The following is a 22,878-nucleotide window of genomic DNA, read 5'->3' as shown; positions in this document are numbered from 1 at the left end:
CTGTTTAAAAAATCATTCCCGCAATCTGCACGCCCCACTTTGTGGGAGATTTTGCAGAAAGCCTTTTTCAAACACGCTCTATTTTCTTGTCCGCAAATTTTACTTCATTATATAACAAATCCAGCAATAAAGATATGAAAATGTAGATTTTTTTTGTGAAAATCCCCTTGATTCTGCACCCTTTACCATGTACAATAAAGGTATAAATAAAAACAGCAAACGCTTATATATGTCCATAATCTGGTTGGACGTTTCTACCAACTACCCTAATAGTTGTCTATAAGCTGCATGCGAAGAGGTATGTAGGTATGGCATTTTCCGGGTGGTTTTTTTATTGCTGAATCAGCCCGAAATCACATTTTGCATGTTTCCGGCAGTACGTTCTCAGCCGCAAACTATCCCGGAGTTTTACTTTGCCTCGCCTCTGGCAGAAAGGATGGTCTGATATGAAAAAAGATTTGTTTGCTTTGAAAGGTACAATTTGTTACAGCAAGAATCAGAAAAAACTTGTTTTTCATGAAAACTCTTATGTAGTCTGTGAAAACAGTCTCTGTGCTGGTATTTTTTCCCAGCTTCCGGCAGAATATAAGGACATTCCGGTAGAAGACATGGGTGATCGACTGATCATCCCAGGATTCACTGACCTTCATCTGCACGCTCCCCAGTACGCTTACCGCGGAACCGGCATGGATCTGGAGCTGCTGGACTGGCTGAACACCATCACTTTCCCACAGGAAGCCAAGTACGCTGACCTGTCCTATGCGAAAAAGGCTTACTCCATTTTCGTGGATGACTTAAAGCACAGCTTCACCACCAGAGCCTGCATTTTCGCCACCTTGCACCGTCCGGCAACGGAGCTTCTCATGGACATGCTGGAGGAAAGCGGCCTGACAACTATGGTTGGAAAAGTAAATATGGATCGCAATGGAGCACCGGAACTTCAGGAGAAAAGTGCACAGGCTTCTGCACAGGATACACGCCAGTGGCTGGAAGAAATCAAGGGACGTTACGACCACACCTACCCGATCCTTACCCCACGTTTTACCCCATCCTGTACGGATGAGCTGATGACCGAGCTGGGAAAAATCCAGCGGGAATACCACATTCCAATTCAGTCTCATCTGTCTGAAAATTTCGGGGAAATTGCATGGGTAAAGGAGCTTTGTCCCACAAGCAGATTTTATGGGGATGCGTATGATATGTTTGGATTGTTTGGAACGAAACCTGCAGCAAATGAAGAAGTCTCCAATCCTGCTTCTGCAAGCAGCAATACATGCCCTACTATCATGGCCCACTGTGTTCATTCCACAGATGAGGAAATCCAGATGATCAAAGACCAGGGTGTTTACATCGCCCATTGCCCGGAATCCAACACCGACATTGCTTCCGGAATCGCTCCCATCCGCCGTTATCTTGACATGGGACTTCACGTAGGTCTTGGAACTGATGTTGCCGGTGGATTTTCCCTTTCCATGTTCCGCGCAATTGCCGATGCCATCCAGGTTTCCAAGCTCCGCTGGCGCCTGATGGACCAGACCCAGGCCCCGGTTACTCTGGAAGAAGCTTTTTACATGGCCACGATCGGTGGTGGCTCCTTCTTCGGAAAAGTCGGCAGCTTCGAAAAAGGCTATGAATTCGACGCCATGATTCTGGACGACAGCAATATCCGTCATCCTCAGGAAATCTCCACCCGTGACAGACTGGAAAGGCTTGTTTATCTGTCCGACGACCGCAATTTGGTTGGGAAATATGTACAGGGACGGAAAGTAATTTAAAAAGCTAAAAAACCTCTAGTCAGGAAATCAATCTTCGACCAGAGGTTTTTCCTTTTGCTCATCGCTCGCATAAATTATTCTGTCCCCAGATACTCCCGTATCCGCGCCTCATTCATATTCTCCCCGATCACGATCACGACTTCCTGGCCTGCGGAAATGGGCCTTAGGGAAAATTCTTTACGGGTGGCGTTTAATTCCAGCCAGTTATTGTCGGCGGACACTTTCTGAGCGGAGCCCGAATTCATTTTTTCGTTTTCGGTTACCGCGGCAGCATTTTCTTCTAATTTCACAAAGCCCTTAATTCGGAAAACATCCCCACATTCCGGATCATCCAGAATCTGATGCGCTGCTTTCTCCAACTGTGTCTCGGAAATCTTCAGCTCCATAAAATACAATGACTGGAACCCTTCTTTCTCATCAAAACACTGTTTCTCGAAATCTTCCATCACATACCCGCTGTTGAAAATCCTCTGAAAATCCTCATCTGTAAACTTTTCCCAATTCTTATTCAGTATCTCATTTTCTGTAAAACGTCGTTTGCATTTCACGCTTTCCAGTGCGCGATTCAGATGTTTCACAGTTCCACTAATCTCTTCCTCAGATGCCTCCTGGCTCTTGCTCAGAACAATACAACCTGCATCAGCCGCCTCTGAAGCCAGAATATACTCTGCCTGTGGCTGCAGCTTCTCCTCCAGTCTGGCATCCAGAATGGTAATCACATTTCCAATCTGATACCACTTATCCAACGGCTCTTCATAAAGGGCATCGAAAAACTCATCCACATCAAAAATCCCGGAAGGCTCAATGAGAACTCTGTCATATCCGCACATTCCCATTGCGATCAGCTTGGTCTTGAAACGTCTTCTGTGGCAGTCCGCATCACATCCACCTGAAACCATTTCCAGCTCGCAGTTCTCACCTTCCAGATCATGAAGCAGCATCATGTCCACATTCACTGCACCAAAATCATTCTCCAGAATTCCAATATTCTGCCCCTGACTCATCAGCCATGCAGCATATTTCTTTATGAAAGTCGTTTTTCCTGAGCCAAGAAAGCCTGTAATTAAATCAACTTTAACCATTTTTTAATCTTCAACCTCACTTTTCAATATAAAGCTGGCCTGGAACCTGTTGCCGACCGCTTCGAAGTGACTGGCTCCGCCATGTTTTTCGCAAAGTTTTTTCATGGAAAGAATGCCGATTCCTTCCTGTTTGTTTTGCCGTTTTTTTGAGTAAATTTTCCCATTTTCCTGGAATAATATTCCATCAAAAGAATTGTCTACCGTAATCAGAAGCATGTCGTGTTTCTTCTCCGTAGCAACTTCAATAATCCAGGGACAAGCCAGATATTTACAGCAGCCATTACAATACAGAAAGCAATCAGATTTATCTTATAAAACGGCACGTCAATTTCCCGGTAATTTCCCACCCACATGCAGATTCCGAAGTCCACAGCCAGACCAATTGCATAGATTACAGTCAGTCTGATCCTGTCTTTATCTGAGATTTTTTCGTGAAACGGAACAATTCGCAGGATCAGAGTGGGGACATGAGCCAGGATACAGAGAAAACTTACAATTGCGATTATAATTGTATTTTCCATATATTTTTACCTCGTTTTAAAGTCCCCCGAGAGGCGGTCTGCCTCTCCGTTTTTCTTTTCCAGCCTCTTTAATTCCGGCAATATAGTCAGCAGCATTGTAACGAAACAAAGGCTTCCGCCAATTACATTAGATACCGGCTCTGCCAGGAATACTCCGTGAGTTCCCATTTTAAACACGTAGGGAAGCAGGTATGTCAACGGAACTACAATAAAAACTTTTCTCAAAAGCGAGAAGAAAATGGCCTGTTTTTTCTTATTTAAAGACTTGAAAACAGTCTGTCCAATGTACTGCAGATCCATAAAAATAAAGGCTGCAAAGTAGGTTTTCAGTGCCGGAACTGCATCCTTTATCAAGAGCTTATCGGAGCTGAAAATGGCAATCAGATAATCCGGAACAAAGATAATCACGTTCCACATTACTGCTGTATAAACCAGAACCATTACTGCCAGAGTGACCATTGCCTTGCGGACAAGCTTCGGTCTTTTTGCCCCATAATTATAGCTCAGAATAGGTGATGTTCCTTCATTTATAGCATAAATCGGCGTCTCTACCATCTGACGGACACTGGATACGATAGTCATAACGGATATGTAAACATCCCCTCCGGTGACCCCCAGAACATTGTTGCAGCAGATGGTTACCAGGCTGTTTGTCAGCTGCATAATGAAGCCTGCAGTACCAAGACTGACAATGTTTTTTGCATTCTCTTTGCAGCTTTTCAGCTCTGTTTTTTTCAAAAGCCGAGCTTTCATTTCCGCTCTTTTTTCAAGAAAAAGTAGTACATAAGCAGCTGATAGGAACTGGGAAAGAACAGTCGCAATGGCAGCTCCTTTGATTCCGAAACCAAGCACAAAAATGAATAATGGATCCAGGATCAGATTGGCGACTGCACCAATTGCTACAGAAAGCATGCCAGTTGTCGCGTATCCCTGTGCATTGATAAATGGGTTCATTCCTGTGGCGATCATGGATGGAACCGTTCCGATCAGGTAGATCATCATGTAGGGATATGCATAAACCAAAGCATCCTCAGATGCTCCAAAAAGTACCAGCAGAGGTCTTGCAAAAAGCATACCTGTTATCATCAGAATGATCCCGCTTCCGCACACCATAGTAAAGGAAGTATTCATCACCTCCTGCGCTTTCTGGTTGTCTTTCTTGCCCCTGTTTATGGAAAAAACAGGCGCGCCACCACTGCCGAACAGATTGGCGAAGGCAGTGATAATCACGATTAGCGGGAAACATAAGCCGACTGCGCCAAGCGCCGTAGTTCCCACTTCAGGGATTCTGGCGATATAGATTCTGTCTACAATATTATATAAAAGACTGAGTATCTGCGCCACCAGCATGGGGATTGCAGCGCTGAAAATGTTTCTGGTTACCGTGCCATTTTCAAAATCAATTCGTTTCATTTTGTTTCACAACTTTCTTTTTAATTCATATTTTTATAATACTCTTGTTCTGTCAGTACAAATTGTTCCATTTCTTATGGAAATCTGGTAATCTTCGACATTCAGACAGTCCCCATTTTAGAAGGTTGTTTTTATGCAGAATGGGTTACTGCTGCGTAGGGCATCCTGGCCGGAAAGTGTCTTCTAACTCCAGTTTTCCGGTGCCTTTAAGTGTAAAAACTCCTGTCTCATGATATAATTTCTCCTGAAATTGTTTGAACTTTATAGGTTTATTTTGCACATTACGTGGAAAAATGTCAAGAGAAAAGGGACTATAACAGATGAATGTCACTTCATACGCAGCACGCATCTATTACAGTCCCTTATATATTCTCTTGTTACATTAATTTGATCCGCCTATTGCTTTTTCGATGTTTGAAGATCCAGCTTTCTTCGAAAACCTCCCCATAACACAAACAAATACTACATCTTCTTTATTACAATCTTTTTGCTTATGCCTCGTTTTACCAAAACCGTTTTGTAGCTCTTTGCCTTTTTCCTGGGGACGTAGACTTTCATCCTGGATGGAGTGCCTTTGAAGGCATTGGAGCCTACGTATTTGGCTTTCAGGCGGGAGGTGTAGATTCTCATTTCGTTTAACTTTTTGCAGCCATAAAAGCTTTGTTTTCCGATAGCTTTTACTGAGCCGCCGATTTGTACGTAAGAGAGTTTCGTGCACTTATAAAAGGCATAGCTCTTAATCTGGATTACATTGTTTCCTATAATAGCCTTTTTCAGGTATTTATTGCTCTTGAATGCTTTGGAGGCTATTGAGGTTACTTTGTAATTCGCGCCCTTTAGATTTACGCTGTCTGGAATTGTGACAGTGCTTACTTTTTTCTTTATCGGTTTTATATACTCTACTGTGTCGGTGGCGGTAACTTTATAATATCCGTTTGTCGCTGGATGTTTCACTGTTGTGCCCACTTTATATCCAGTCGGCGCAGGTGTGTTTGTCGGCGTTGTCGTTGGCACTGGCGTATTTGTCGGCGTTGCCGTTGGTACCGGCGTGTTTGTCGGCGTTGCCGTTGGCACCGGCGTGTTCGTCGGTACTGGTGTGTTCGTCGGCGTTGCCGTTGGTACCGGCGTGTTCGTCGGTACTGGCGTATTCGTCGGCGTTGCCGTTGGCACCGGCGTGTTTGTCGGTACTGGCGTATTCGTCGGCGTTGCCGTTGGTACTGGCGTGCTTGTCGGTACTGGCGTATTTGTCGGTACTGGCGTATTCGTCGGTAAAACAACCAACTTCGGAATTTCCTCTTCGCGTTTGCTCTGGCACACAGTACAGGTATATGTCTTAATTCCTGTACTCGAAATGGTAGCCTCTTTCGTTATAACTCCGGCATCCCAGGTATGCGTATGCTCAGTTTCCCCGGAACCACCCTGCGTTTCATCGTAAAAAACAACTGTAACCGTATATGTTATCTTCGTTACGCCATCTGGCGCTGTCAGAACATACTGTACCGGATTTGTAAAATCATGAGATCTGCCACTGGTAAACTCATCCGCTACCGCTGTTCCTGTACCAGAACCATAATCAATATTCGGTGCCAGCCTGGTAACATCAGTTCCTTTTGGCAACCGCAGCGTAATCTTACGGTTCTCATTATCAATTTTCCCAACAACATCCTCTTTTAACTGGGAATTAAACGCCTTGTTAAGTACAAAACTATAAAATCTTGCCTCATTAGAAGCCGTCACTATAATTTTTATTGTGACTGGCAAAATTGTCTTTGTTCCTGTATCCACAATTTTATACTGTGACTCATAAATTCCCACTGGTGCAGTGACAGTTCCGGAAAAAGTAAAATATTTACTTCCATAAGAGCCTCCGCCAGGAATCGCAAAGACAGTTAAACCAGCCGGTAAATTCTCAGAAACAACCTGAGTTTCATACTTACCACTTCCACCAGTAACAAAGCCTGAATATATCCACTGCTCTTTTCCAGTTCCTGTAACTGCGTACAGCTCAGTATCTGTAATCGCCAATGGTTCTGTTACGCTCATTGTTCCAAGCACAGCGATCACGGCACCATATTCTCCCGGCAGCTTATCAGACACATAAGCAATAAGATCTTTTCCATTATCTGATGACTCTGTTATTCTGCCATTATCAATCACAGCCGATGAACCGCTTCCACTTCCAAGCGCCAAATGTATTCCATAAGTATTCAGATCAGCCCCTGTAATAACCGGCGATACTTTTCCATTGCTATATGTAATCTGAAGCTTCACTCCAGTCAGATCGAGTTTATCTCCAGCTACATAATTCAGTTTCTCAGGAGCTGCAAGCATAGTCAAGGCCGCTGGTGCATTCGCTGCAACCGTAATCGCCCACGGTATTTTTACTCCAAAGTAATCAAAAGTAACCTTAGTATCCGAGGTTTTCAGTGGGCCTGTTTTGTCATAGGTAAATCCACTATAAATATAAGCTGCACGATCACCAATCGTTGCATACATGCTGGCTCTGGATGGATTAAATATATCTCCTTCCACATAAGATTTCTTCGGCTGTCCTGATATTACAATGCTGCTGATATCACTGGTTTTCGGCGCAACAACTTCCATTGAATAGCCAACCTGTTTCCCCTTATATTCTACATAAACATGAGTAGTTCCTTCAGCAGAACTGTCAAAGCCGCTTATCATATCGGCTGTAATCTCAGAATAAGTTGTACCATTTATCAAAAGCCTGCCCCAATACCACGGTTTTTCTCCCACGTAGCAGGAAGTCCAGTTGTTTTTTACCTCCAATGAAGTAATCTCCGGATTCTCCACCCGCTCTGGCAAACCATCCTCTGAAATCTTCCAGTCAGTTCCAAACTCCCAGCCCACGTAAGATTTGGGATCTTTCATCTGTGCCTCTGTGAGAAGTCCACCTGTTCCAATGGAAGCATCAGTTCCGCCGACAAAATTCCCCTCTCCACTCTTTCCATAACAGTTCAGCACATGTCCGCTTAAACCGTAAGAAGAGCTGAGTACATTATCAGCAGCAGTTCCACACATCTGTCCTACACGGTTGTTTGCTGCAGTTACTGTGATTTTTCCTGCATGGAGGCATTCTTTGAGCACACCGCCCATGCCCCCAAACTTCTGGATTTCTCCCGCAATTCCGCCCACATAGACCGGATATTCATTTCCGTTTGTCTGGGTAACACGAATCGTACCGGTGCTGACACACTTGCTTATAGTACCAATGTTCAGACCTGCAATTCCACCTACCCAGCTTTTCATAGGAGCCATTGTCAAATTAACATTCAGCTTTGATGTACAGCCAAAAATAATTCCGGCAAGTGCATTTTCACCTGCAATTCCGCCAAATTCCGGATATACAACAGCTCCGTTTCCGCCCATATATCCGCTAATCATTCCTGTCACCATACAGTCTTCAATATTTCCTTCATTGTACTGTGTGATGACGCCCTGCACGTTCTGCATATCATCATTAAAATCTGCAACTACACGCAGATTTCTAATTTTTCCCTGATTCATGGCTATCAGAGGCTTCTTCAATCCATAGATCGTATGTCCGTTTCCGTCCAGCGTTCCACCAAAATAAGAGATGGTAAAATTAATTCTTCCCTGTGTCTGGATATCTGAGGTCAGCTGATAATATGCGCCCTGATTTTCCTCGATCAAATTCAGATCATCCAGAGAATCAATCTGATAAGGACTGCTGCTTGTACCATTTCCGCCAGCTGGTTTCACAAATGAAGTCCGGCTTCCTATTACACGATAAACAATTCCGCTTTCCCCATCAGATGGGACTGTAAATTTTCCATCCTTCAGTTTCACAAGGATCGCGGAAGCTGCCGGAATGGAATATTTTGAGCCACTGTCTCCGGAAAATACCGGAAATGCAGATGCCTTTTTTGCCGCTATCCGATCACCTGGAAAACTGTATATACCAGAAGCTTCTCCTGCTGCCACAGCTGTATAAAAATCTGAAAGAAGTGTTTTAAACGGAATTCCTGTTACCTTCTCCAGATAAGCTTCACAGGTAAGGGAGGAAGCATCTACTGTATAAAATCTCGGCAACACAGCCATAGGCTCATAGCTTCCTGCCATACGGTCAATTACGTATCTGACAAACAGGTATGGCATTCCATAGTCCTGGGCAATATCATCGCGATAACTCTTATACATCAAGGAAGAGCCGTTACGAATAGCGGTACTTCCTGCAATTCCGTTCATCCAGCCATTTGTGTCCGTACCGCCCCACAGATAATCCATGACCGTTACTGCAAGACCTTCGTTTATCCACATATATTTCTCGGAGGCATTGAATTTTGTTTTCAGCCAGAATACTGCGTGCTGTCCCTCGTGAACCAGCAGACCGTTTCTTCTGGTCATTTCACCGGAGACATAGGATGCTGCCGCCGGAGTGTTGATATGGATTGCTGTAATTCCCTCATCATACTGAAACTGACCACTTGCGCCGCTTAAGGTTTCCAGCACAATAGAGAGCTTGCCGGATCCATCTTCCCAGGGAAGATCGCCTCCTGCCAGTGTTTTCAGGATTTGATAGGGCTGTCTGTCATAAATACTCGCCATGTCTGATGCTATGAGAGATGTTTTTCCAGCGGCATCATAATCCGCTTTCATATTTTTGTCCATCCAGATATAGCAATGTTCACCAATTCCAATGCATATATAGGTCTTGCCGCTGCCATTGCTTCTGTAAATATATTTCTCTTCTCCTATTGCATAAGTGGTAGTCGCTGCCTGGACGGATATACCATCGTCAGTCTCATCTGCAGATGTAATGGACGAAATGGCGCTTTTTTCATTCAGTGCAGTGACTGAGCTGGTGCTCCCTGCATTCAGCCCAGCCAGGCTTTGAGCTGCGGGAAGCTCACTTCCACTTGAAGCGGATGCAGTACTTCCACTGTCACCAAAGATTAGTGTGCCTGCACTCCTCGAATCAGATGTATCCGTATTAATAATCACTGCATACTCCCCAGTAAGTGTTTCTCCTGCTTTTCCCTCTGTCACTGCAGCTAAAACGTTTACACTGCCAAATATTCCCAGAAACAGAAGACAGATTCCCACCCACAGACCAATGGATTTTCTTTTTTTCATACACTCCTCCTGTAAAAAATTTTCTTTCCTACAGTTTACCATTTTTACATTCTGTACACTATGTTTTTTTCTGCACTTTTCCGGTTAATTTCAACAAAAAATGGGGCGAATGTATCGTTTCCGCTGATACATCGCCCCATTTATTTTCTTATTAAATTACTCTTCCTCAAACTCCAGATCCTTACGGCTCATCTCCTCAATCAGCTCTCTCTTCACCTCAAAAAGCTTCGGAGAAAGATCCACATAAACCTTCTGTGGGTTGGAGAATCGTCTGGACTCGTCCCAGAGAGTGCTCTGTTCTTTCTGGCAGATTGCGCGAAGTTCCATTACTGAAGGAGACGTATAAACGCGTTTTCCCTCCTTAATAACCGGAACCAGAAGCTCACGAACCTCGTAAGTACCACCCAGAATCTTAGTTTTTTTCCAGGTGTCAACCGGGTCAAATACTACCATAGTTTCATCTGGGTTCAGCTTCTCGTCAGCAAGACAGATCAAATCAGCTTTAATCTTTCCTGTGGACTTGCTGTAAATACGATATACTGTCTTGTTTCCAGGGTTTGTTACCTTAGCGGTGTTCTCAGAAAGCTTGATCTTCGGAACAAATTCACCTGTCTCAGGATTTTTCACTGCTGCCAGCTTGTATACACCACCAAATGCCGGATTATCATTGGAAGTGATCAGACGTGTTCCAACGCCCCAGGAATTGATCTTGGCATCCTGGGCTTTCAGGCTCTCAATCAGATATTCGTCAAGGTCACTGGATGCAGAAATGGTCGCATCATCAAAACCAGCTGCCGATAACATTTTATATGCCTCTTTGGAAAGGTAAGCAAGGTCACCGCTGTCGATACGGATACCATATTTTTTCAGCTCAATGCCTTCCTCCCGCATTTCCTCAAATACACGGATTGCATTGGGAACACCGGATTTCAGCACGTCGTAAGTGTCTACCAGAAGGATACATGCATCCGGATACATTCTTGCGTATGTCTTGAATGCAGTATACTCATCCGGGAAGCTCATGATCCAGGAATGTGCATGGGTTCCAAGCACTGGCACGTCAAACATTTGGCCAGTAAGCACGCAGGAGGTTCCGACACAACCACCGATCACAGCTGCACGGGCTCCAAAAATACCGGCATCCGGTCCCTGGGCACGGCGAAGACCGAACTCCATGATTCCGTCACCTTTCGCCGCATAGCAGACACGTGCTGCCTTAGTAGCAATCAGGCTCTGATGGTTCATAATGTTCAAAATCGCAGTTTCCACAAGCTGAGCTTCCATAATCGGTGCTACCACTTTCACCATTGGCTCTCTTGGGAAAATAACAGTGCCTTCCGGGATGGCATAAATATCGCCGGTAAAATGGAAGGAGCGAAGATATTCCAGAAAATCCTCCTCAAAAATGGAAAGACCGCGAAGATATTCGATATCTGCGTCTGTAAATCTCAGATTCTCAATATATTCAATTACCTGCTCCAGTCCTGCACAGATAGCAAAACCGCCTCCGCATGGGTTATCACGGTAAAACATGTCGAATACGACAGTCTGGTCAGTTGGGTTCTTAAAATACCCCTGCATCATGGTAAGTTCATAGAGATCCGTGAGCAGAGTCAGGTTATTTGCTCTCATGTTTATTCTCCTTATTAATGAGGCCAGTCTGAGAACCAATTACCTGAATAATTTTAAACAGGCTCCAGACAGGCTGTTTAATTATAAAAATTTTATACGGTAACCATAGACTCACAGGAACAAAGCGAAGTAATTTCTTATAAAGTAAAAAAGTTTCTGGCACTACTATCTTAGAGTGTGTCGAAAAACTCCAAAAGCTTCCCGCCAGCGACCTATGCGATTCCGTATATTTTGCTTGATTATAACACATTCATCTCAAAATGCACAGGAAAAAGAAAAGCGAAATCTTAATTTTTCCCCGAAAAATCAAGGCTTCACAGAAATTGAATAAATTTTTAAAAAAATTTGAAAAAAGGGGTTGACTTTTATATATGCATTGATATATAATACAACATGTCGCAAGCGAGAAACGCCTTGCTAAGACACATAGGGCTATCGCCAAATGGTAAGGCAACGGACTCTGACTCCGTCATTTCAAGGTTCGAATCCTTGTAGCCCTGCTAAGTGGAGCACCTCGGATGAGGTGCTTTTTTCATGTTATGAAAGTCCCGGAAGGCGCGTATTTACTGGCTTTGCGGGACTTTTAAAATTTTTCTGAGATTCTTTTTTCATGACTCCGATAGGTAATTTTCTTCTTATTTTCCTTACTGATTTTTACTGCATTTTCGGTGGTTTTCAGATGTGATAGGTCAATTTGGGAGCGATTATAGGTCAATTTAAAATGACGTTGCTGCCAAAAGGTGCTGAAAACAGGAAAAATGAAGAAAATCGGCTAAAAATCGACAAAATTCTACTTTTTCTACCTTTTGCACAAAAAATTATGTTTACTTTTGTGATATTTTCGCCTCATAATCAAGACAGTTTCCACGCTTCAAGTGCACAAATCCATTTTAGTACTCCCACCACTTATTCTTCTGTCCGAAGGCGAACCTTAATTGACTTACTTGGTCAGTTATATTTCGGCGTTTGCCTCACAGCCCTCGGATAATGTTCAAATAATCCTGTCTCTGGTCTACGACAGCATATATAATAACTTCCTTTCGGGCTTCATTAACTTTATAAAATACAAGGTCTTTTTCAAGAATCAATACCTTATAGCCCTGACGCTTTAATACCAGGTATCTTGGATCAATTCCAAGATCTGGATTTTCTCCCAGCTGTCGTATACGATCTTCTATTTCGTCTAACTTTTTCAAGGCTACATCATTGCCAAAATTCTGCGAAATATATAATACAATCTTTCGCAGACCAGCATCTGCGGTATCAGTACGAACAATATTGTATTTCAAACTCAGCCCTCCTGCAGCATAGCACGTAAATCATCAAAGGTTTCACTGATTGGCGCAACGCGACCATTCTTTACATCATCTTCTGCTTCAGCAAGGATTTCAAGCAATTCGATTCTTGATTTCATGTTCTTGTACTCTTCATAGGACAGAGACACTGTATCGCCTCTTCCATTTACAGTTATGATAACAGCTTCTTTTCCCTCACGGCACTGCTTGGAAATTTCATTATAATGATTTCTTAAATCTGCTGATGGTCTGATAGTTTCCTGCATAGCAAACATAATACGCACCTCCTGTTGTTATATATGAAAATTATATCATTTAATGTCTATACTTTCAACTTCTTAGTCAATTCCATTCATAAATTTTAGAATTCTTCATTTGTTCTAGCACCCCAAAAGGGGATGTCGATTAATACCTCATTTCGACATCCCCAGTAGTAATTGAACATAGAATTTTCTCTTCTTCTCTTACATCACAACTTTTTTGTCTCCACGGAAATCAGCCTTAGACACTTCTATAACTTTTTCTATAACATGGCTTCCGTAACATTTCTTATACTGCCCTTTTACTTTATTTTCTGCTCCCTTGTCTGAGTAAGCCCACACATCCTCTTCAAAGTCGTAAGCTGCGTTTATAGGGTAATATGGTGGTATTCGATTGATCTTTACTCGAAAATATTTTTTGTTCTCTTCTCCATCACTTTTAGCTCATTTCCTATACTCCCAATCAACCCACGCATAGTCCAGATAGCGTTCAGCCTCTTTTATCATTCTCTAGCGCCTTTGCCCTGTACCGCTGATCTGCTGATATACAGGTGCTTTCCTTTCTCTGATATATTTGAACGTGAAAAAAGGGGATGTGAAAAAACTCGATTGAGTTTTTTCACATCCCCAAAAAATGTTCGAAAATTACCCCTGGTATATCAGAAGTTCCTGTACTGCTTCTTTTCGAAGTTTCTCCTCTTCTACTGTCCTCTGTTTTCTTTCTTTATCCATGTAGCAAACTTCATATACAACTGGATTAAAAGATGTGACTTTCATATAAGCAGTGAGTGATAACGGAATAGATGCTACATCTTCTTCCAGATAATGGTCTCCAAGCTCACGGAGAATATCTGCGATTTTATCAATGTCTTCTGTATTTCCAACTTCTACCGTAAACGGTTCACGGTCATACAGTTCTTCATCGTTTTCAATATATTCCATTCCCGGGACACAGGAGATGTCTATTGACTCAATATTCTGCAGGAGTAAAAATGAACCGTTATGATATACTACTTTAAATCCAAAGCAGCACGGATCCTTTGGCTCAAGGGAAATTTCAAATTCATAATCATCCCCGTCGTAAACAACATCCACAAACGGGATCATAAAATTGTATACACGATCATACAGATATATCCGACTGCATATCTTCCACTGCGTTCTGTCAGTACCATCTTGCTTCGTTCAAGTTTAAATCCATTTTTGCCTTTCGTATATGTGCAGGTAATACCTGTTCCTTCATCGTCAGCACTTGAAAAATACAATTTCTTTCCATAAGAAAATCTGTAGATGAGATATCTTGACGATTTCGCAACCTGTTTGTAACGTCCGGAAACTTTTTGATACAATACCGTATTAAGTGTATTGTCATTATGCTTTTCCATATAGGTTCTGCCATTTGATTTGAACGTCCGCGATGATGCCTGCACCGTTGTCGTCCTGACATTGGTTATCGCAAAACATCCCAGAACCATAAACAATAACAACAGACATAGTTTCAAATGCTTCCTCTTTGTGTTTTTCATTTTCTTTTTTCTTTTTCGTATTCTTTCAGTTCTTTCAGAGCCTTCTCACCCTGTGGGTAAAGAATGATGATATTAAAGATCGTCATCAGTCCGATTCCAACATCACCAAGATCCCACACAAATGTATATGCTGCAAGGCCGCCGATGAACAGCATCACAAGCGCCAGTACTTTGTATGCAGTCTGTGAAGCCCAGTTATCTCCGAAAAGATATGCAACATTGCATCTCGCATAAAAAAGGATGCCCAGAAACGTCGAAAAACTGAATAAAAACAGCGTCGCCGCAATAAAGATCACACCAAAACGGCCAAGATGATGTTCCATTGCTGTCTGCAGAAGATCCATTCCGGAAAGTCCTGTAACTTTTTCTTCCGGCGCAAGCAGCATGATAAATGCTGTACAGCTGCAGATCACAATCGTATCCACAAATACCCCGAGCGCCTGTACCAATCCGGCTTTGACCGGCTGGTCACATTCTGCCGCTGCTGCCGCACACGGAGCAGATCCGGAACCTGCTTCATTCGAAAACAGTCCACGTTTGATTCCATTCATTAGGACTGCGCCAAAACCGCCGGCTGCTGCCTGTCGGAATCCAAATGCTTCCTCAAAAATTCTTGCAAAAACACCCGGCAAACTTCCAAGATTCATCACAATGATCAGAATCGTGATTGCAAAATAGCATACCGCCATGACCGGCACTACCATATCCAGGATCTTAACTGTCGCATCTTTACGAAGCACTATCACAGCAGCCACAGCAACAAGTACTACCGTCATATAGATCGGCGGAATGGAAAATGCATTTTTAAATGAAGAAACAACAGAATTGCTGATCACTTGACTGATACCGCACCAGCAGATCAGACCGGAGATTGCAAACAACACAGAAATCACCACTTTGTTTCTCTTTTTCTTCTGTTTTTCTTCTACATATGCATGAATATAATACGCCGGACCGCCGCGGTAACCTCCGTACAGCGGATCTTTTTCTTTATAAAGCTGTGCCAGTGTCGCTTCTATAAAAGCTGTTGATGAACCGATAATTGCCGTCACCCACATCCAGAAAACCGCACCGGCGCCGCCTGCCGAAATTGCCGCAACAACACCGACCAGATTTCCCATACCGACACGGGTTGCCGTCGAAACGATCAGTGTCTGAAATGAAGACAGACTGTTTTTTTCTTGTTTCTTCTCAACCAGTGCCTGCACCATATCCGGGAACAGGCGAATCGGCAGAAAACGCGTCCGAACCGTAAAATAAATTCCTGTAGGAATCAGTAATATAATCAGAAGCGAAATCCCCAGAGTGCTGCCGCCCGGCAGTGGAATCTGCACCAGATCTCCCCACAGAAAACTATATACTTTCTCAATCAGAGTAACTATCATACTTTAAACCCTCTTCCATACTCACAACATCCGGGATACATGCTGCTCACGTCATCTACAACAGCCTGATTCCCGGACAGATACCATAATAGTATAGCCCATATTAACCTTTAAACGCAAGTACTTTTAGGGTTTAAAGTCAAAAACTTTAAATAATTAAATCTTTCACCTTACCAAAACTGTTCACATATATCCAGTGTAAACTTTCTTGCTTCCTCTACCGCCATATTCATATCCGCCGGCGAAACTCTTCCTTTTAATAAAATCACATCATCTTATTTGTCGTTGAAAATAAATAGTTTATTTACTGGCAATCAAGCTTTCAACTATGTTTGAAGCCTACAGCATCGTTTAACATGGAATTTCATCAAGTATTGTTTGCATTATCTAAATACCATTGGTTCACTGGTAACATTCCGCGAGGTGTTTTTTGTGAACAAAGTTCACAGAAAACCCGAGAGTTGCGGCGCGGGGACTTATTTCACATCCCCTTTTTTCGTATTACTACATCTTTTAAATTTCCAGCAGTTCTTCACTTTTACAGCCGATTTCTCTTGCCAGACTTAACACATCAATCGCCCTTGTATGGTTGATATCCCTCTGACGCTGTTCAAAAAGCTGGATCTGACGAAGTGCCACACCACTCCTCTTTGCCAGCTCGCTCTGGGACAGACCGGATAACATCCGAAGCCGCTTCAAATTGGTTTCCACATAGTACTGATCCCATTTTTCATTTATGGTTTCTACAAATCTGGAAATATCCATTTCGTGATAAACTGGATACATGTTTAAAATCTCTTCGATTGAGACCGCATGATAGATTTTTATGAAGCTTCGCCCTGTGTACCATTGATAATAGGCCAGTGCCCAACCACACCAGTACTCCGGAGATTTATCCAGATACATTTCATCTTCCAGTTCTGGAATCAACAGACCTGATTTCCGAATTACTTCTTTTACCAGTTCACACCCGGTCTTTCCTGCCACATAAGTCGGATTTCCTGTCTGAAACTGCATTGACACATCCGATACCAGAAACATCTCATAAAACTGATTCGGAGAAAACTCATACGTATTTACCGCATAATCCATCATATCTCCAAGTATTTTTTGTGCATTATTCAAATAATCTTCAGAATAAGCGTGGATCATCATTTTCCATTTCCTCTCGCATAATATCCAATATAAACAGTTCGTTTAAATCTGCTTTCTGTCGTTTACTCATTCGATATTCTTTTCTGGCGGCACGCTCCCGCTCTATTTTCTTTATATAGTACGCCTGCATGTCAACCGGTTCACTTTTTACATATTGGATTTTTTCAAATGCCTGCGGACTTTTCAACACAATCTGCTCACCAAGTTTCCCAAGCTGCATAGCTTCCGAAAGCTTCTGTAACGAGATTACCCCTGCCACAAAATCCTGTGCAAACGAAAAATAAGAATCATCTGCCCGATATCCTATGATCACATCATATTCTGAAATATCCAGCAAAAAATGTTCTTTCAGATATCTTTTCCCCTCTTCTGCAATGCTTCCATTCTGCCAGTCGCTCCGTCCCTGTTCTTCCAGTTCCATGTCATACAATTTTCTTATCATGCTGTCCATAATGTTCCGAACCTGCTCTGGTTCCAATTCTCCCTTCTATGAGCATATCTAAATATTTACACCTTGTTACAGATTTGAAGATATAAAAAAAGAGACCAGAATTCAAATTTCCAGTCTCTTCCATTCTTCTATAATCACTCAAAAAACTACGAACATTTTGTTTTAACAAATGCAATAATGTCGTCATTTTTCTTCATGTGCTTTCTCGACTCCAGCCGCCTCTGTGGATACAAGAGAGTGCAGCCGATGCTTTGAATACGGATTGCAAAATCAAGCCATTTATTGTTCATTTTTACGCCTCTCAATAGCTGTAATTCTTTACCTGGAACAGGTTACTTCTCCATCCTCTTTGCTATAGTCAAACTTCCCATCATTTTTCTCTTCCAAAGCTTTTATCATATGGTAGGTATATTCATTATACGGCGTAGGAATCCCAAGTTCCCGCCCCATGCGGACCAACGCGCCTGAGAACATATCAATCTCCGTATGGCGTCCCGCATCCAGATCCTGCAATGTGGAATATCTGGCTGATGGGGGAACGGCACTTCCATGTCCAGAGGATGCAGCAGCCTTACTTATATCGATTCCTTTTGCAGAAGCAATGGCTTCCAGTTCTCTTCTAAGTCCGTCGCTGATTGCTTTCATATGAACGCTGTCCTGGTAACAGCCAACTCCTGCCCCTAGAATTGCCTGGGGCAGATTATTGCATACATTCAGCCGGAATTTGCTCCACATTTCTTCCCTGATATATTCTGTAGAGCGATAATGCAGTCCGGTATCTGCAAAAAGAGCCTCAATGGCCTGCACACGTTCACTGTCATAGGGTGCGCAAGGCTCTCCGAAAATAATGCCAATGGTGGTTTCCGGGTTAAAACAATATCCATTTTCCTCTTTATGGGAAGCAACTTTTATTACCGAATAGATCACATGGGAAGCTCCAATTTCATCGGAAATCAATTTCTCACTGTCCACGCCGTTCATAAGACTCATGACCGTGGTATTCTCTCCTGTAACCTGGCGGATGCTGTCCATTGCACCTGGCAGCGCTCCATATTTCAAAGACACGATCAGCAGGTCTACCCCTTTTGCTTCCTGGGGTGTCCATACTTCCGGATGATAAACCTCATCATTGATCGTGCAGCCTTTTTTCAATTTCTCCGCACGCTTACCCTCTGCAAGAACTCCCAGCCGGATATCCTTCCGCCTGGAAAGCCCCCATATCACATAAGACCCAACCGCACCTGCGCCAAGAACTGCAACTGTTTTTATCTTCATTGTCTTAACCTCCCATGTATATTTTCCCTTCTAGACAGATATTACTATTTTATCATTATCTGATAAAAACTCCATACAAAAATTCTTGCTTTTTTCTACTTGACTCCACAATCCAGGCGATTTATCCTTTAAACAGACATAAGAGTGAAAATCTTTTCGCAACATATTTTACCATTTATTTTTTGGGGGATTTTTTCATATGAAGGTTGTCATCGCAATTGATTCTTTAAAGGGAAGCTTAAGCTCAATAGAAGCCGGAATGGCCATCAGGGAAGGAGTTCTTCGGGCAAAGCCGGATGCAGAAGTCATCGTAAAACCTCTCGCAGACGGCGGAGAGGGCACTACGGACGCCTTGATCGAAGGCATGAACGGAGAGCGGATCGATCTGACCGTCACCGGACCCATGCACACTCCGGTCAAGGCTCATTATGGATATCTGAAAGACAGCAATACCGCTGTCATGGAAATGGCTTCCGCTGCCGGAATCACACTGGTTCCAGATGATGCAAAGGATCCTCTTCTTGCTACCAGCTACGGTGTGGGCGAAATGATAAACCATGCCCTCCAGAAGGGTTGCCGCAATTTTATCATTGGAATCGGCGGAAGCGCCACCAACGACGGCGGCATCGGTATGTTAAAAGCTCTTGGCGTACGTTTTTTGGATGAAAATGATGTGGATGCAGGCGAAGGCGGACAGGCACTGGCGAAGGTTTCCAGAATCGACATTTCCGGCCTGAATCCGCTTTTAAGAGAAGCTCATATTCAGGTGGCATGCGATGTGAATAACCCTCTTTGCGGTGAAATTGGTTCCACATATGTTTACGGTCCGCAAAAAGGTGTGACAGAAAATCAGAAAAAGCAATTAGATGAAGATATGGCACATTTTGCCCAAATCACTTCCCAAGCTCTGGGAACGGATTACTGCAATACCCCTGGTGCCGGTGCTGCCGGAGGGCTTGGCTTCGCCTTTCTCTCCTACCTGGGGGCGACGCTGACGCCTGGGATCGAACTGATTTTGAATGCTGTAGGACTGGAGCAGGAACTTTCTGATGCGGACGTGGTAGTCACCGGTGAAGGCCGCCTGGATTTTCAGACAGCCATGGGAAAAGCCCCTGTAGGCGTGGCGAAACTGGCAAAAAAACACCATGCAAAGGTTATCGCATTTGCCGGAAGTGTCACAAAGGAAGCCGCCGCCTGCAATAAAGAGGGAATTGATGCTTTTTTCCCAATTTTACGAAATATCTGCACACTTGCGGAAGCTATGGATTCAGCCACTGCAAAAGCCAATATGACTGCCACTGCCGAGCAGGTGTTCCGGCTGCTTTAAAGCGTAATTAATCTTTTCCTGCTCTGGATATACCGCAAAGTGGGGCGTGCAGATTGCGGGAATAATTTTTCAAACACGCTCTACTGGCTATCTAACGCTTCATTTCAAAATCCTGTCCTATACTATGATGCATCTCGATTGTCTGTTGAATTTCCTGAGGGTCTGTCCATAACATATCCCCACTGACGGTATTTTTCATAGCACTGGCTGCATTTCCATACTCCAACGCATCCTGACAGTTTCCATTTTCTTTTAATAATCCGTATAAGAAACCGGAAATATACGCATCTCCGCTTCCGATTCTATCTACAACCTCAATTTTCTCATAAGGTTTTTCTTCATAATAGCTGTCTGTTTTTTTCTCATAAATTACGGAACCAAAAGTATGAGACTTTGGACTATGCACGATTCTCTGGGTTGCTGCAACTACAGCAATATCATATTCATCAGAAAAACTTTTCAGGATTTCTTTTATATCCCCTGTTTTTCCAAATGTGAGATTAGCTGTGGATTCTGAGCAGAAAAAGATATCTACAATGGGCAAAATCTTTGTAATGCAGTCTCTTGCCTCATCTCCAGTCCACAAATTCCCCCTGAAATTTACATCAAATGAGATCAATGCACCTTTTTCTTTGAATTTTTTCATCATTTCAATAGCATTTTCCCTTACCGGACCGCCAAGTCCCAAGGTGATTCCGCTGGTATGGAAGCATCTTGTATTTTCATACATTTCTTCTGGAAAATCTTCTAAAGATAATTTATTCACAGAAGAATACTTGCGGTCGTAAACCACCTGAGGTTTACGAGGATCTGCACCATATTCGTAATAGTAAATTCCCAGTCTGGAATCTGCACTGTCATCTCCAGCCAGATAATCCGTGTCAACACCGTTTCTTCTAATCTCCCTTTTCGCATAATTTCCAATGGCGTGAGAGGGAATCTTGGAAATAACACCTGTAGTAAGCCCCAGATTGGCTGCGCCAACAGCTACATTTAATTCTGCCCCACCCAGCTGTTTCTCAAACCTGGTACCCTGGGTTAAACGTTCGTTTCCTTCTGGTGATAAACGAAGAAGCACTTCGCCTAATGCCAGCATATCAAATTTTTTTCCCATTTTATTATCCTCTTATATTCTTTACGATTTCTGCGGCTTCTCTGGTCAGCTTCTCAATTTCGTCAAACCTGCCTTCTGCGATCAGTTTGCCTTTTACCATCCAGCTTCCTCCACAGGCAAAAATACGATCGTATTCCAGATATTTCTTTACATTCTCCGGATTGATTCCGCCTGTTGGCATAAAACTTAAGGAAGTATACGGTGCTGCCATTGCCTTAATAAATGCCAGTCCACCAGCCTGCTCCGCCGGGAAAAATTTGATTACAGAAAGACCTCTGCGTACTGCCCGTGCAGCTTCAGATGGTGTAATGCAGCCTGGAAGCACCGGAATCTTTTTCTCAATACAGTAATCGACAATTTCCGGGTCAAAACCAGGGCTTACAATAAATTCAGCACCTGCCTGAACAGCACGGTCTACCTGCTCTACAGTGAGTACGGTTCCTGCACCCACTAGCATTTCTGGATGTGCCTCTTTCATGAGGTGGATAGCTTCACCTGCTGCTGCAGTTCTGAAAGTTACTTCTGCGCAGGCAAGTCCGCCATTACAAAGTGCATCTGCCAGCGACACTGCATCTTTCTCATTTTCAATTACTACAACCGGTACAATTCCCATTTTTTTAATTTTTTCCAATACTGTGTTCATACTTTCTCCTTTTTCACCACTTAATTACTACGAAAATCCTGTCTAACAATAGACATGAGCGTTTTTCGAACGCATCAAATTCATCATACCATTTTTTTATTTTTAACAGATAACCTCCATTTTTTAGCAGATATTTCTTTTTTATTATAAAATTCATCTGATGTGCTTATAATATATCTCACCATACTCTATTTGCAATATGTAATTACTACCAATTATTTCCTTCAATTTTAGGTTATTTTTCCATTTTGGCAGTTCTTTTTTGCAAGTTTCCTGCAACTATAGTCTTTTGCTTTGTGTGAAAACGTATGATGACAGTTGCAGATGAAGAAAAAAGTCTGCCGAAACGGCTGGCTATCTTTCAGCGAAGCACGAACTTTCTAAAAGAGATTTTACATATATTACCAAAAATCTCTTCTACAAGGAGGTGTAGATCCAGAGAAATTTATGGCTTACATTCGTACTCAGATTGTAGACGATAAAATGTATTATCTTCTCCTGGACGAAGTGCAAATGTTGGATTGTTTCGAATCCGTTCTAAACGGTTATCTCCGAAAAGACAATATGGATGAAAAACTGAAAAACACCTTCAGAACAGTAAAAAAATCCAAAATAACTTCCAGTACTATAAAGAAATATCTGGATTATTTTGAAGATTCTTTTCTAATTGAAGCAGCCGGTCGTTATAACATTAAGGGAAAAGCATATATCGAAACGCCGAAAAAATATTATTTTACAGATTTAGGACTCCGCAATGCAAGGATCAATTTCCGCCAGTTTGAACAGACTCATTCTATGGAAAATGTCATCTATAATGAGCTTCGCATGCGCGGTTACAATGTTGATGTGGGTATTATTCCCCCATTTTGCCGAATTCCTTCTGCTGTGGAAGCACAAAAGATCCTG

18 protein-coding genes, 1 tRNA gene, 3 pseudogenes and 1 riboswitch are annotated in these 22,878 nt (G+C 42.8%); of the genes and pseudogenes, 6 read left to right on the top strand and 16 right to left on the bottom strand.

Going from position 1 to position 22,878, the window contains the following annotated elements; genetic code table 11:
- Positions 1 to 4: 4 nt before the first annotated feature.
- Both PGQ38_RS21015 and PGQ38_RS12210 read left to right on the top strand, forming a co-directional pair.
- Positions 5 to 115, top strand: a pseudogene (locus PGQ38_RS21015) (DUF6783 domain-containing protein); the annotation flags it as partial.
- 88 nt (positions 116 to 203) lie between these two features.
- A riboswitch (purine riboswitch) is annotated at positions 204 to 300 on the top strand.
- Between the two features lie 146 nt (positions 301 to 446).
- Positions 447 to 1,775 (top strand): amidohydrolase family protein, encoded by a 1,329-nt coding sequence (locus PGQ38_RS12210; protein WP_270431931.1) that lies wholly within the window; start codon positions 447 to 449, stop codon positions 1,773 to 1,775.
- Between the two features lie 74 nt (positions 1,776 to 1,849).
- Here PGQ38_RS12210 and PGQ38_RS12205 read toward each other — a convergent pair whose 3' ends face one another.
- The 6 genes from PGQ38_RS12205 to PGQ38_RS12180 all read right to left on the bottom strand — a co-directional run bounded on the left by PGQ38_RS12205 (position 1,850) and on the right by PGQ38_RS12180 (position 11,541).
- Complete coding sequence (locus PGQ38_RS12205) at positions 1,850 to 2,857, bottom strand: GTP-binding protein (protein ID WP_270431928.1); 1,008 nt, start codon at positions 2,855 to 2,857, stop codon at positions 1,850 to 1,852.
- A 3-nt stretch (positions 2,858 to 2,860) separates the two neighbouring features.
- Positions 2,861 to 3,073: a GHKL domain-containing protein gene (locus PGQ38_RS12200; RefSeq protein ID WP_270431926.1), complete on the bottom strand. Its 213-nt coding sequence runs from the start codon at positions 3,071 to 3,073 to the stop codon at positions 2,861 to 2,863.
- A complete protein-coding gene (locus PGQ38_RS12195) occupies positions 3,064 to 3,378 on the bottom strand; it encodes a hypothetical protein (RefSeq protein ID WP_270431924.1) in 315 nt (104 codons plus the stop codon). Before PGQ38_RS12195 ends, PGQ38_RS12200 begins: the two co-directional genes overlap by 10 nt.
- Positions 3,379 to 3,384: 6 nt before the next feature.
- A complete protein-coding gene (locus PGQ38_RS12190; RefSeq protein ID WP_270431922.1) occupies positions 3,385 to 4,791 on the bottom strand; it encodes an MATE family efflux transporter in 1,407 nt (468 codons plus the stop codon).
- 462 nt (positions 4,792 to 5,253) lie between these two features.
- The gene (locus tag PGQ38_RS12185) at positions 5,254 to 9,909 is read right to left on the bottom strand and encodes a leucine-rich repeat protein (RefSeq protein WP_270431920.1); all 4,656 of its coding nucleotides are present in this window, start codon (positions 9,907 to 9,909) and stop codon (positions 5,254 to 5,256) included.
- Between the two features lie 156 nt (positions 9,910 to 10,065).
- Complete coding sequence (locus PGQ38_RS12180) at positions 10,066 to 11,541, bottom strand: nicotinate phosphoribosyltransferase (protein ID WP_173719198.1); 1,476 nt, start codon at positions 11,539 to 11,541, stop codon at positions 10,066 to 10,068.
- A gap of 428 nt (positions 11,542 to 11,969) precedes the next feature.
- Between PGQ38_RS12180 and PGQ38_RS12175 the strand changes: the two genes are divergently transcribed.
- Positions 11,970 to 12,041: transfer RNA gene (locus PGQ38_RS12175), tRNA-Gln, on the top strand.
- A 471-nt stretch (positions 12,042 to 12,512) separates the two neighbouring features.
- Here PGQ38_RS12175 and PGQ38_RS12170 read toward each other — a convergent pair.
- The 8 genes from PGQ38_RS12170 to PGQ38_RS12135 all read right to left on the bottom strand — a co-directional run bounded on the left by PGQ38_RS12170 (position 12,513) and on the right by PGQ38_RS12135 (position 18,888).
- Positions 12,513 to 12,830, bottom strand: a complete 318-nt coding sequence (locus PGQ38_RS12170; RefSeq protein ID WP_270431918.1) for a type II toxin-antitoxin system RelE/ParE family toxin — start codon at positions 12,828 to 12,830, stop codon at positions 12,513 to 12,515.
- A 2-nt stretch (positions 12,831 to 12,832) separates the two neighbouring features.
- The gene (locus PGQ38_RS12165) at positions 12,833 to 13,111 is read right to left on the bottom strand and encodes a type II toxin-antitoxin system Phd/YefM family antitoxin (protein ID WP_270431915.1); all 279 of its coding nucleotides are present in this window, start codon (positions 13,109 to 13,111) and stop codon (positions 12,833 to 12,835) included.
- A 630-nt stretch (positions 13,112 to 13,741) separates the two neighbouring features.
- The gene (locus PGQ38_RS12160) at positions 13,742 to 14,203 is read right to left on the bottom strand and encodes a hypothetical protein (RefSeq protein ID WP_118583219.1); all 462 of its coding nucleotides are present in this window, start codon (positions 14,201 to 14,203) and stop codon (positions 13,742 to 13,744) included.
- Positions 14,200 to 14,481 (bottom strand): hypothetical protein, encoded by a 282-nt coding sequence (locus tag PGQ38_RS12155; RefSeq protein WP_118583217.1) that lies wholly within the window; start codon positions 14,479 to 14,481, stop codon positions 14,200 to 14,202. The genes PGQ38_RS12160 and PGQ38_RS12155 overlap by 4 nt, the downstream gene beginning before the upstream one ends.
- Positions 14,482 to 14,618: 137 nt before the next feature.
- A complete protein-coding gene (locus PGQ38_RS12150; RefSeq protein ID WP_055174131.1) occupies positions 14,619 to 16,007 on the bottom strand; it encodes an alanine/glycine:cation symporter family protein in 1,389 nt (462 codons plus the stop codon).
- 513 nt (positions 16,008 to 16,520) lie between these two features.
- Positions 16,521 to 17,162: a helix-turn-helix domain-containing protein gene (locus tag PGQ38_RS12145; RefSeq protein WP_195992626.1), complete on the bottom strand. Its 642-nt coding sequence runs from the start codon at positions 17,160 to 17,162 to the stop codon at positions 16,521 to 16,523.
- On the bottom strand, positions 17,140 to 17,640 hold the full coding sequence (locus PGQ38_RS12140) for a DUF3990 domain-containing protein (protein WP_270431913.1): 501 nt from the start codon (positions 17,638 to 17,640) through the stop codon (positions 17,140 to 17,142). The genes PGQ38_RS12145 and PGQ38_RS12140 overlap by 23 nt, the downstream gene beginning before the upstream one ends.
- A 291-nt stretch (positions 17,641 to 17,931) precedes the next feature.
- A complete protein-coding gene (locus tag PGQ38_RS12135) occupies positions 17,932 to 18,888 on the bottom strand; it encodes a ketopantoate reductase family protein (protein ID WP_226855546.1) in 957 nt (318 codons plus the stop codon).
- A gap of 199 nt (positions 18,889 to 19,087) precedes the next feature.
- Between PGQ38_RS12135 and PGQ38_RS12130 the strand changes: the two genes are divergently transcribed.
- Positions 19,088 to 20,215 (top strand): glycerate kinase family protein, encoded by a 1,128-nt coding sequence (locus PGQ38_RS12130; protein ID WP_270431911.1) that lies wholly within the window; start codon positions 19,088 to 19,090, stop codon positions 20,213 to 20,215.
- A gap of 10 nt (positions 20,216 to 20,225) precedes the next feature.
- A pseudogene (locus PGQ38_RS20725) lies at positions 20,226 to 20,303 on the top strand (DUF6783 domain-containing protein); the annotation flags it as partial.
- Between the two features lie 3 nt (positions 20,304 to 20,306).
- On the opposite strand, the gene PGQ38_RS12125 reads toward PGQ38_RS20725, so the two are convergent.
- Positions 20,307 to 21,329, bottom strand: coding sequence for a sugar kinase (locus PGQ38_RS12125; protein WP_204454067.1), 1,023 nt, complete (start codon positions 21,327 to 21,329; stop codon positions 20,307 to 20,309).
- A gap of 4 nt (positions 21,330 to 21,333) precedes the next feature.
- Complete coding sequence (gene eda, locus PGQ38_RS12120; protein ID WP_195391715.1) at positions 21,334 to 21,972, bottom strand: bifunctional 4-hydroxy-2-oxoglutarate aldolase/2-dehydro-3-deoxy-phosphogluconate aldolase; 639 nt, start codon at positions 21,970 to 21,972, stop codon at positions 21,334 to 21,336.
- A 426-nt stretch (positions 21,973 to 22,398) separates the two neighbouring features.
- On the opposite strand from eda, the pseudogene PGQ38_RS12115 reads away from it, so the two are divergent.
- Positions 22,399 to 22,830: pseudogene (locus tag PGQ38_RS12115) on the top strand (DUF4143 domain-containing protein); the annotation flags it as partial.
- Positions 22,831 to 22,878: the final 48 nt, after the last annotated feature.

The organism is Blautia faecis (assembly GCF_027662325.1).
Taxonomy (GTDB): Bacteria; Bacillota; Clostridia; order Lachnospirales; family Lachnospiraceae; genus Blautia_A; species Blautia_A faecis.
The sequence above is the reverse complement of the archived record's forward strand: the minus strand, read 5'-3'. Positions and strand labels throughout refer to the sequence as shown.

Excerpts from the sequence above, each read along its gene's own strand:
- PGQ38_RS12155 (WP_118583217.1), bottom strand. The coding sequence starts at position 14,481 with ATGGAAAAGCATAATGACAATACACTTAATACGGTATTGTATCAAAAA.
- PGQ38_RS12150 (WP_055174131.1), bottom strand. The coding sequence starts at position 16,007 with ATGATAGTTACTCTGATTGAGAAAGTATATAGTTTTCTGTGGGGAGAT.
- eda (WP_195391715.1), bottom strand. The coding sequence starts at position 21,972 with ATGAACACAGTATTGGAAAAAATTAAAAAAATGGGAATTGTACCGGTT.
- PGQ38_RS12130 (WP_270431911.1), top strand. The coding sequence starts at position 19,088 with ATGAAGGTTGTCATCGCAATTGATTCTTTAAAGGGAAGCTTAAGCTCA.
- PGQ38_RS12180 (WP_173719198.1), bottom strand. The coding sequence starts at position 11,541 with ATGAGAGCAAATAACCTGACTCTGCTCACGGATCTCTATGAACTTACC.
- PGQ38_RS12205 (WP_270431928.1), bottom strand. The coding sequence starts at position 2,857 with ATGGTTAAAGTTGATTTAATTACAGGCTTTCTTGGCTCAGGAAAAACG.
- PGQ38_RS12165 (WP_270431915.1), bottom strand. The coding sequence starts at position 13,111 with ATGTTTGCTATGCAGGAAACTATCAGACCATCAGCAGATTTAAGAAAT.
- PGQ38_RS12145 (WP_195992626.1), bottom strand. The coding sequence starts at position 17,162 with ATGATGATCCACGCTTATTCTGAAGATTATTTGAATAATGCACAAAAA.
- PGQ38_RS12160 (WP_118583219.1), bottom strand. The coding sequence starts at position 14,203 with ATGATCCCGTTTGTGGATGTTGTTTACGACGGGGATGATTATGAATTT.
- PGQ38_RS12195 (WP_270431924.1), bottom strand. The coding sequence starts at position 3,378 with ATGGAAAATACAATTATAATCGCAATTGTAAGTTTTCTCTGTATCCTG.
- PGQ38_RS12125 (WP_204454067.1), bottom strand. The coding sequence starts at position 21,329 with ATGGGAAAAAAATTTGATATGCTGGCATTAGGCGAAGTGCTTCTTCGT.
- PGQ38_RS12185 (WP_270431920.1), bottom strand. The coding sequence starts at position 9,909 with ATGAAAAAAAGAAAATCCATTGGTCTGTGGGTGGGAATCTGTCTTCTG.
- PGQ38_RS12190 (WP_270431922.1), bottom strand. The coding sequence starts at position 4,791 with ATGAAACGAATTGATTTTGAAAATGGCACGGTAACCAGAAACATTTTC.
- PGQ38_RS12200 (WP_270431926.1), bottom strand. The coding sequence starts at position 3,073 with ATGCTTCTGATTACGGTAGACAATTCTTTTGATGGAATATTATTCCAG.
- PGQ38_RS12135 (WP_226855546.1), bottom strand. The coding sequence starts at position 18,888 with ATGAAGATAAAAACAGTTGCAGTTCTTGGCGCAGGTGCGGTTGGGTCT.
- PGQ38_RS12210 (WP_270431931.1), top strand. The coding sequence starts at position 447 with ATGAAAAAAGATTTGTTTGCTTTGAAAGGTACAATTTGTTACAGCAAG.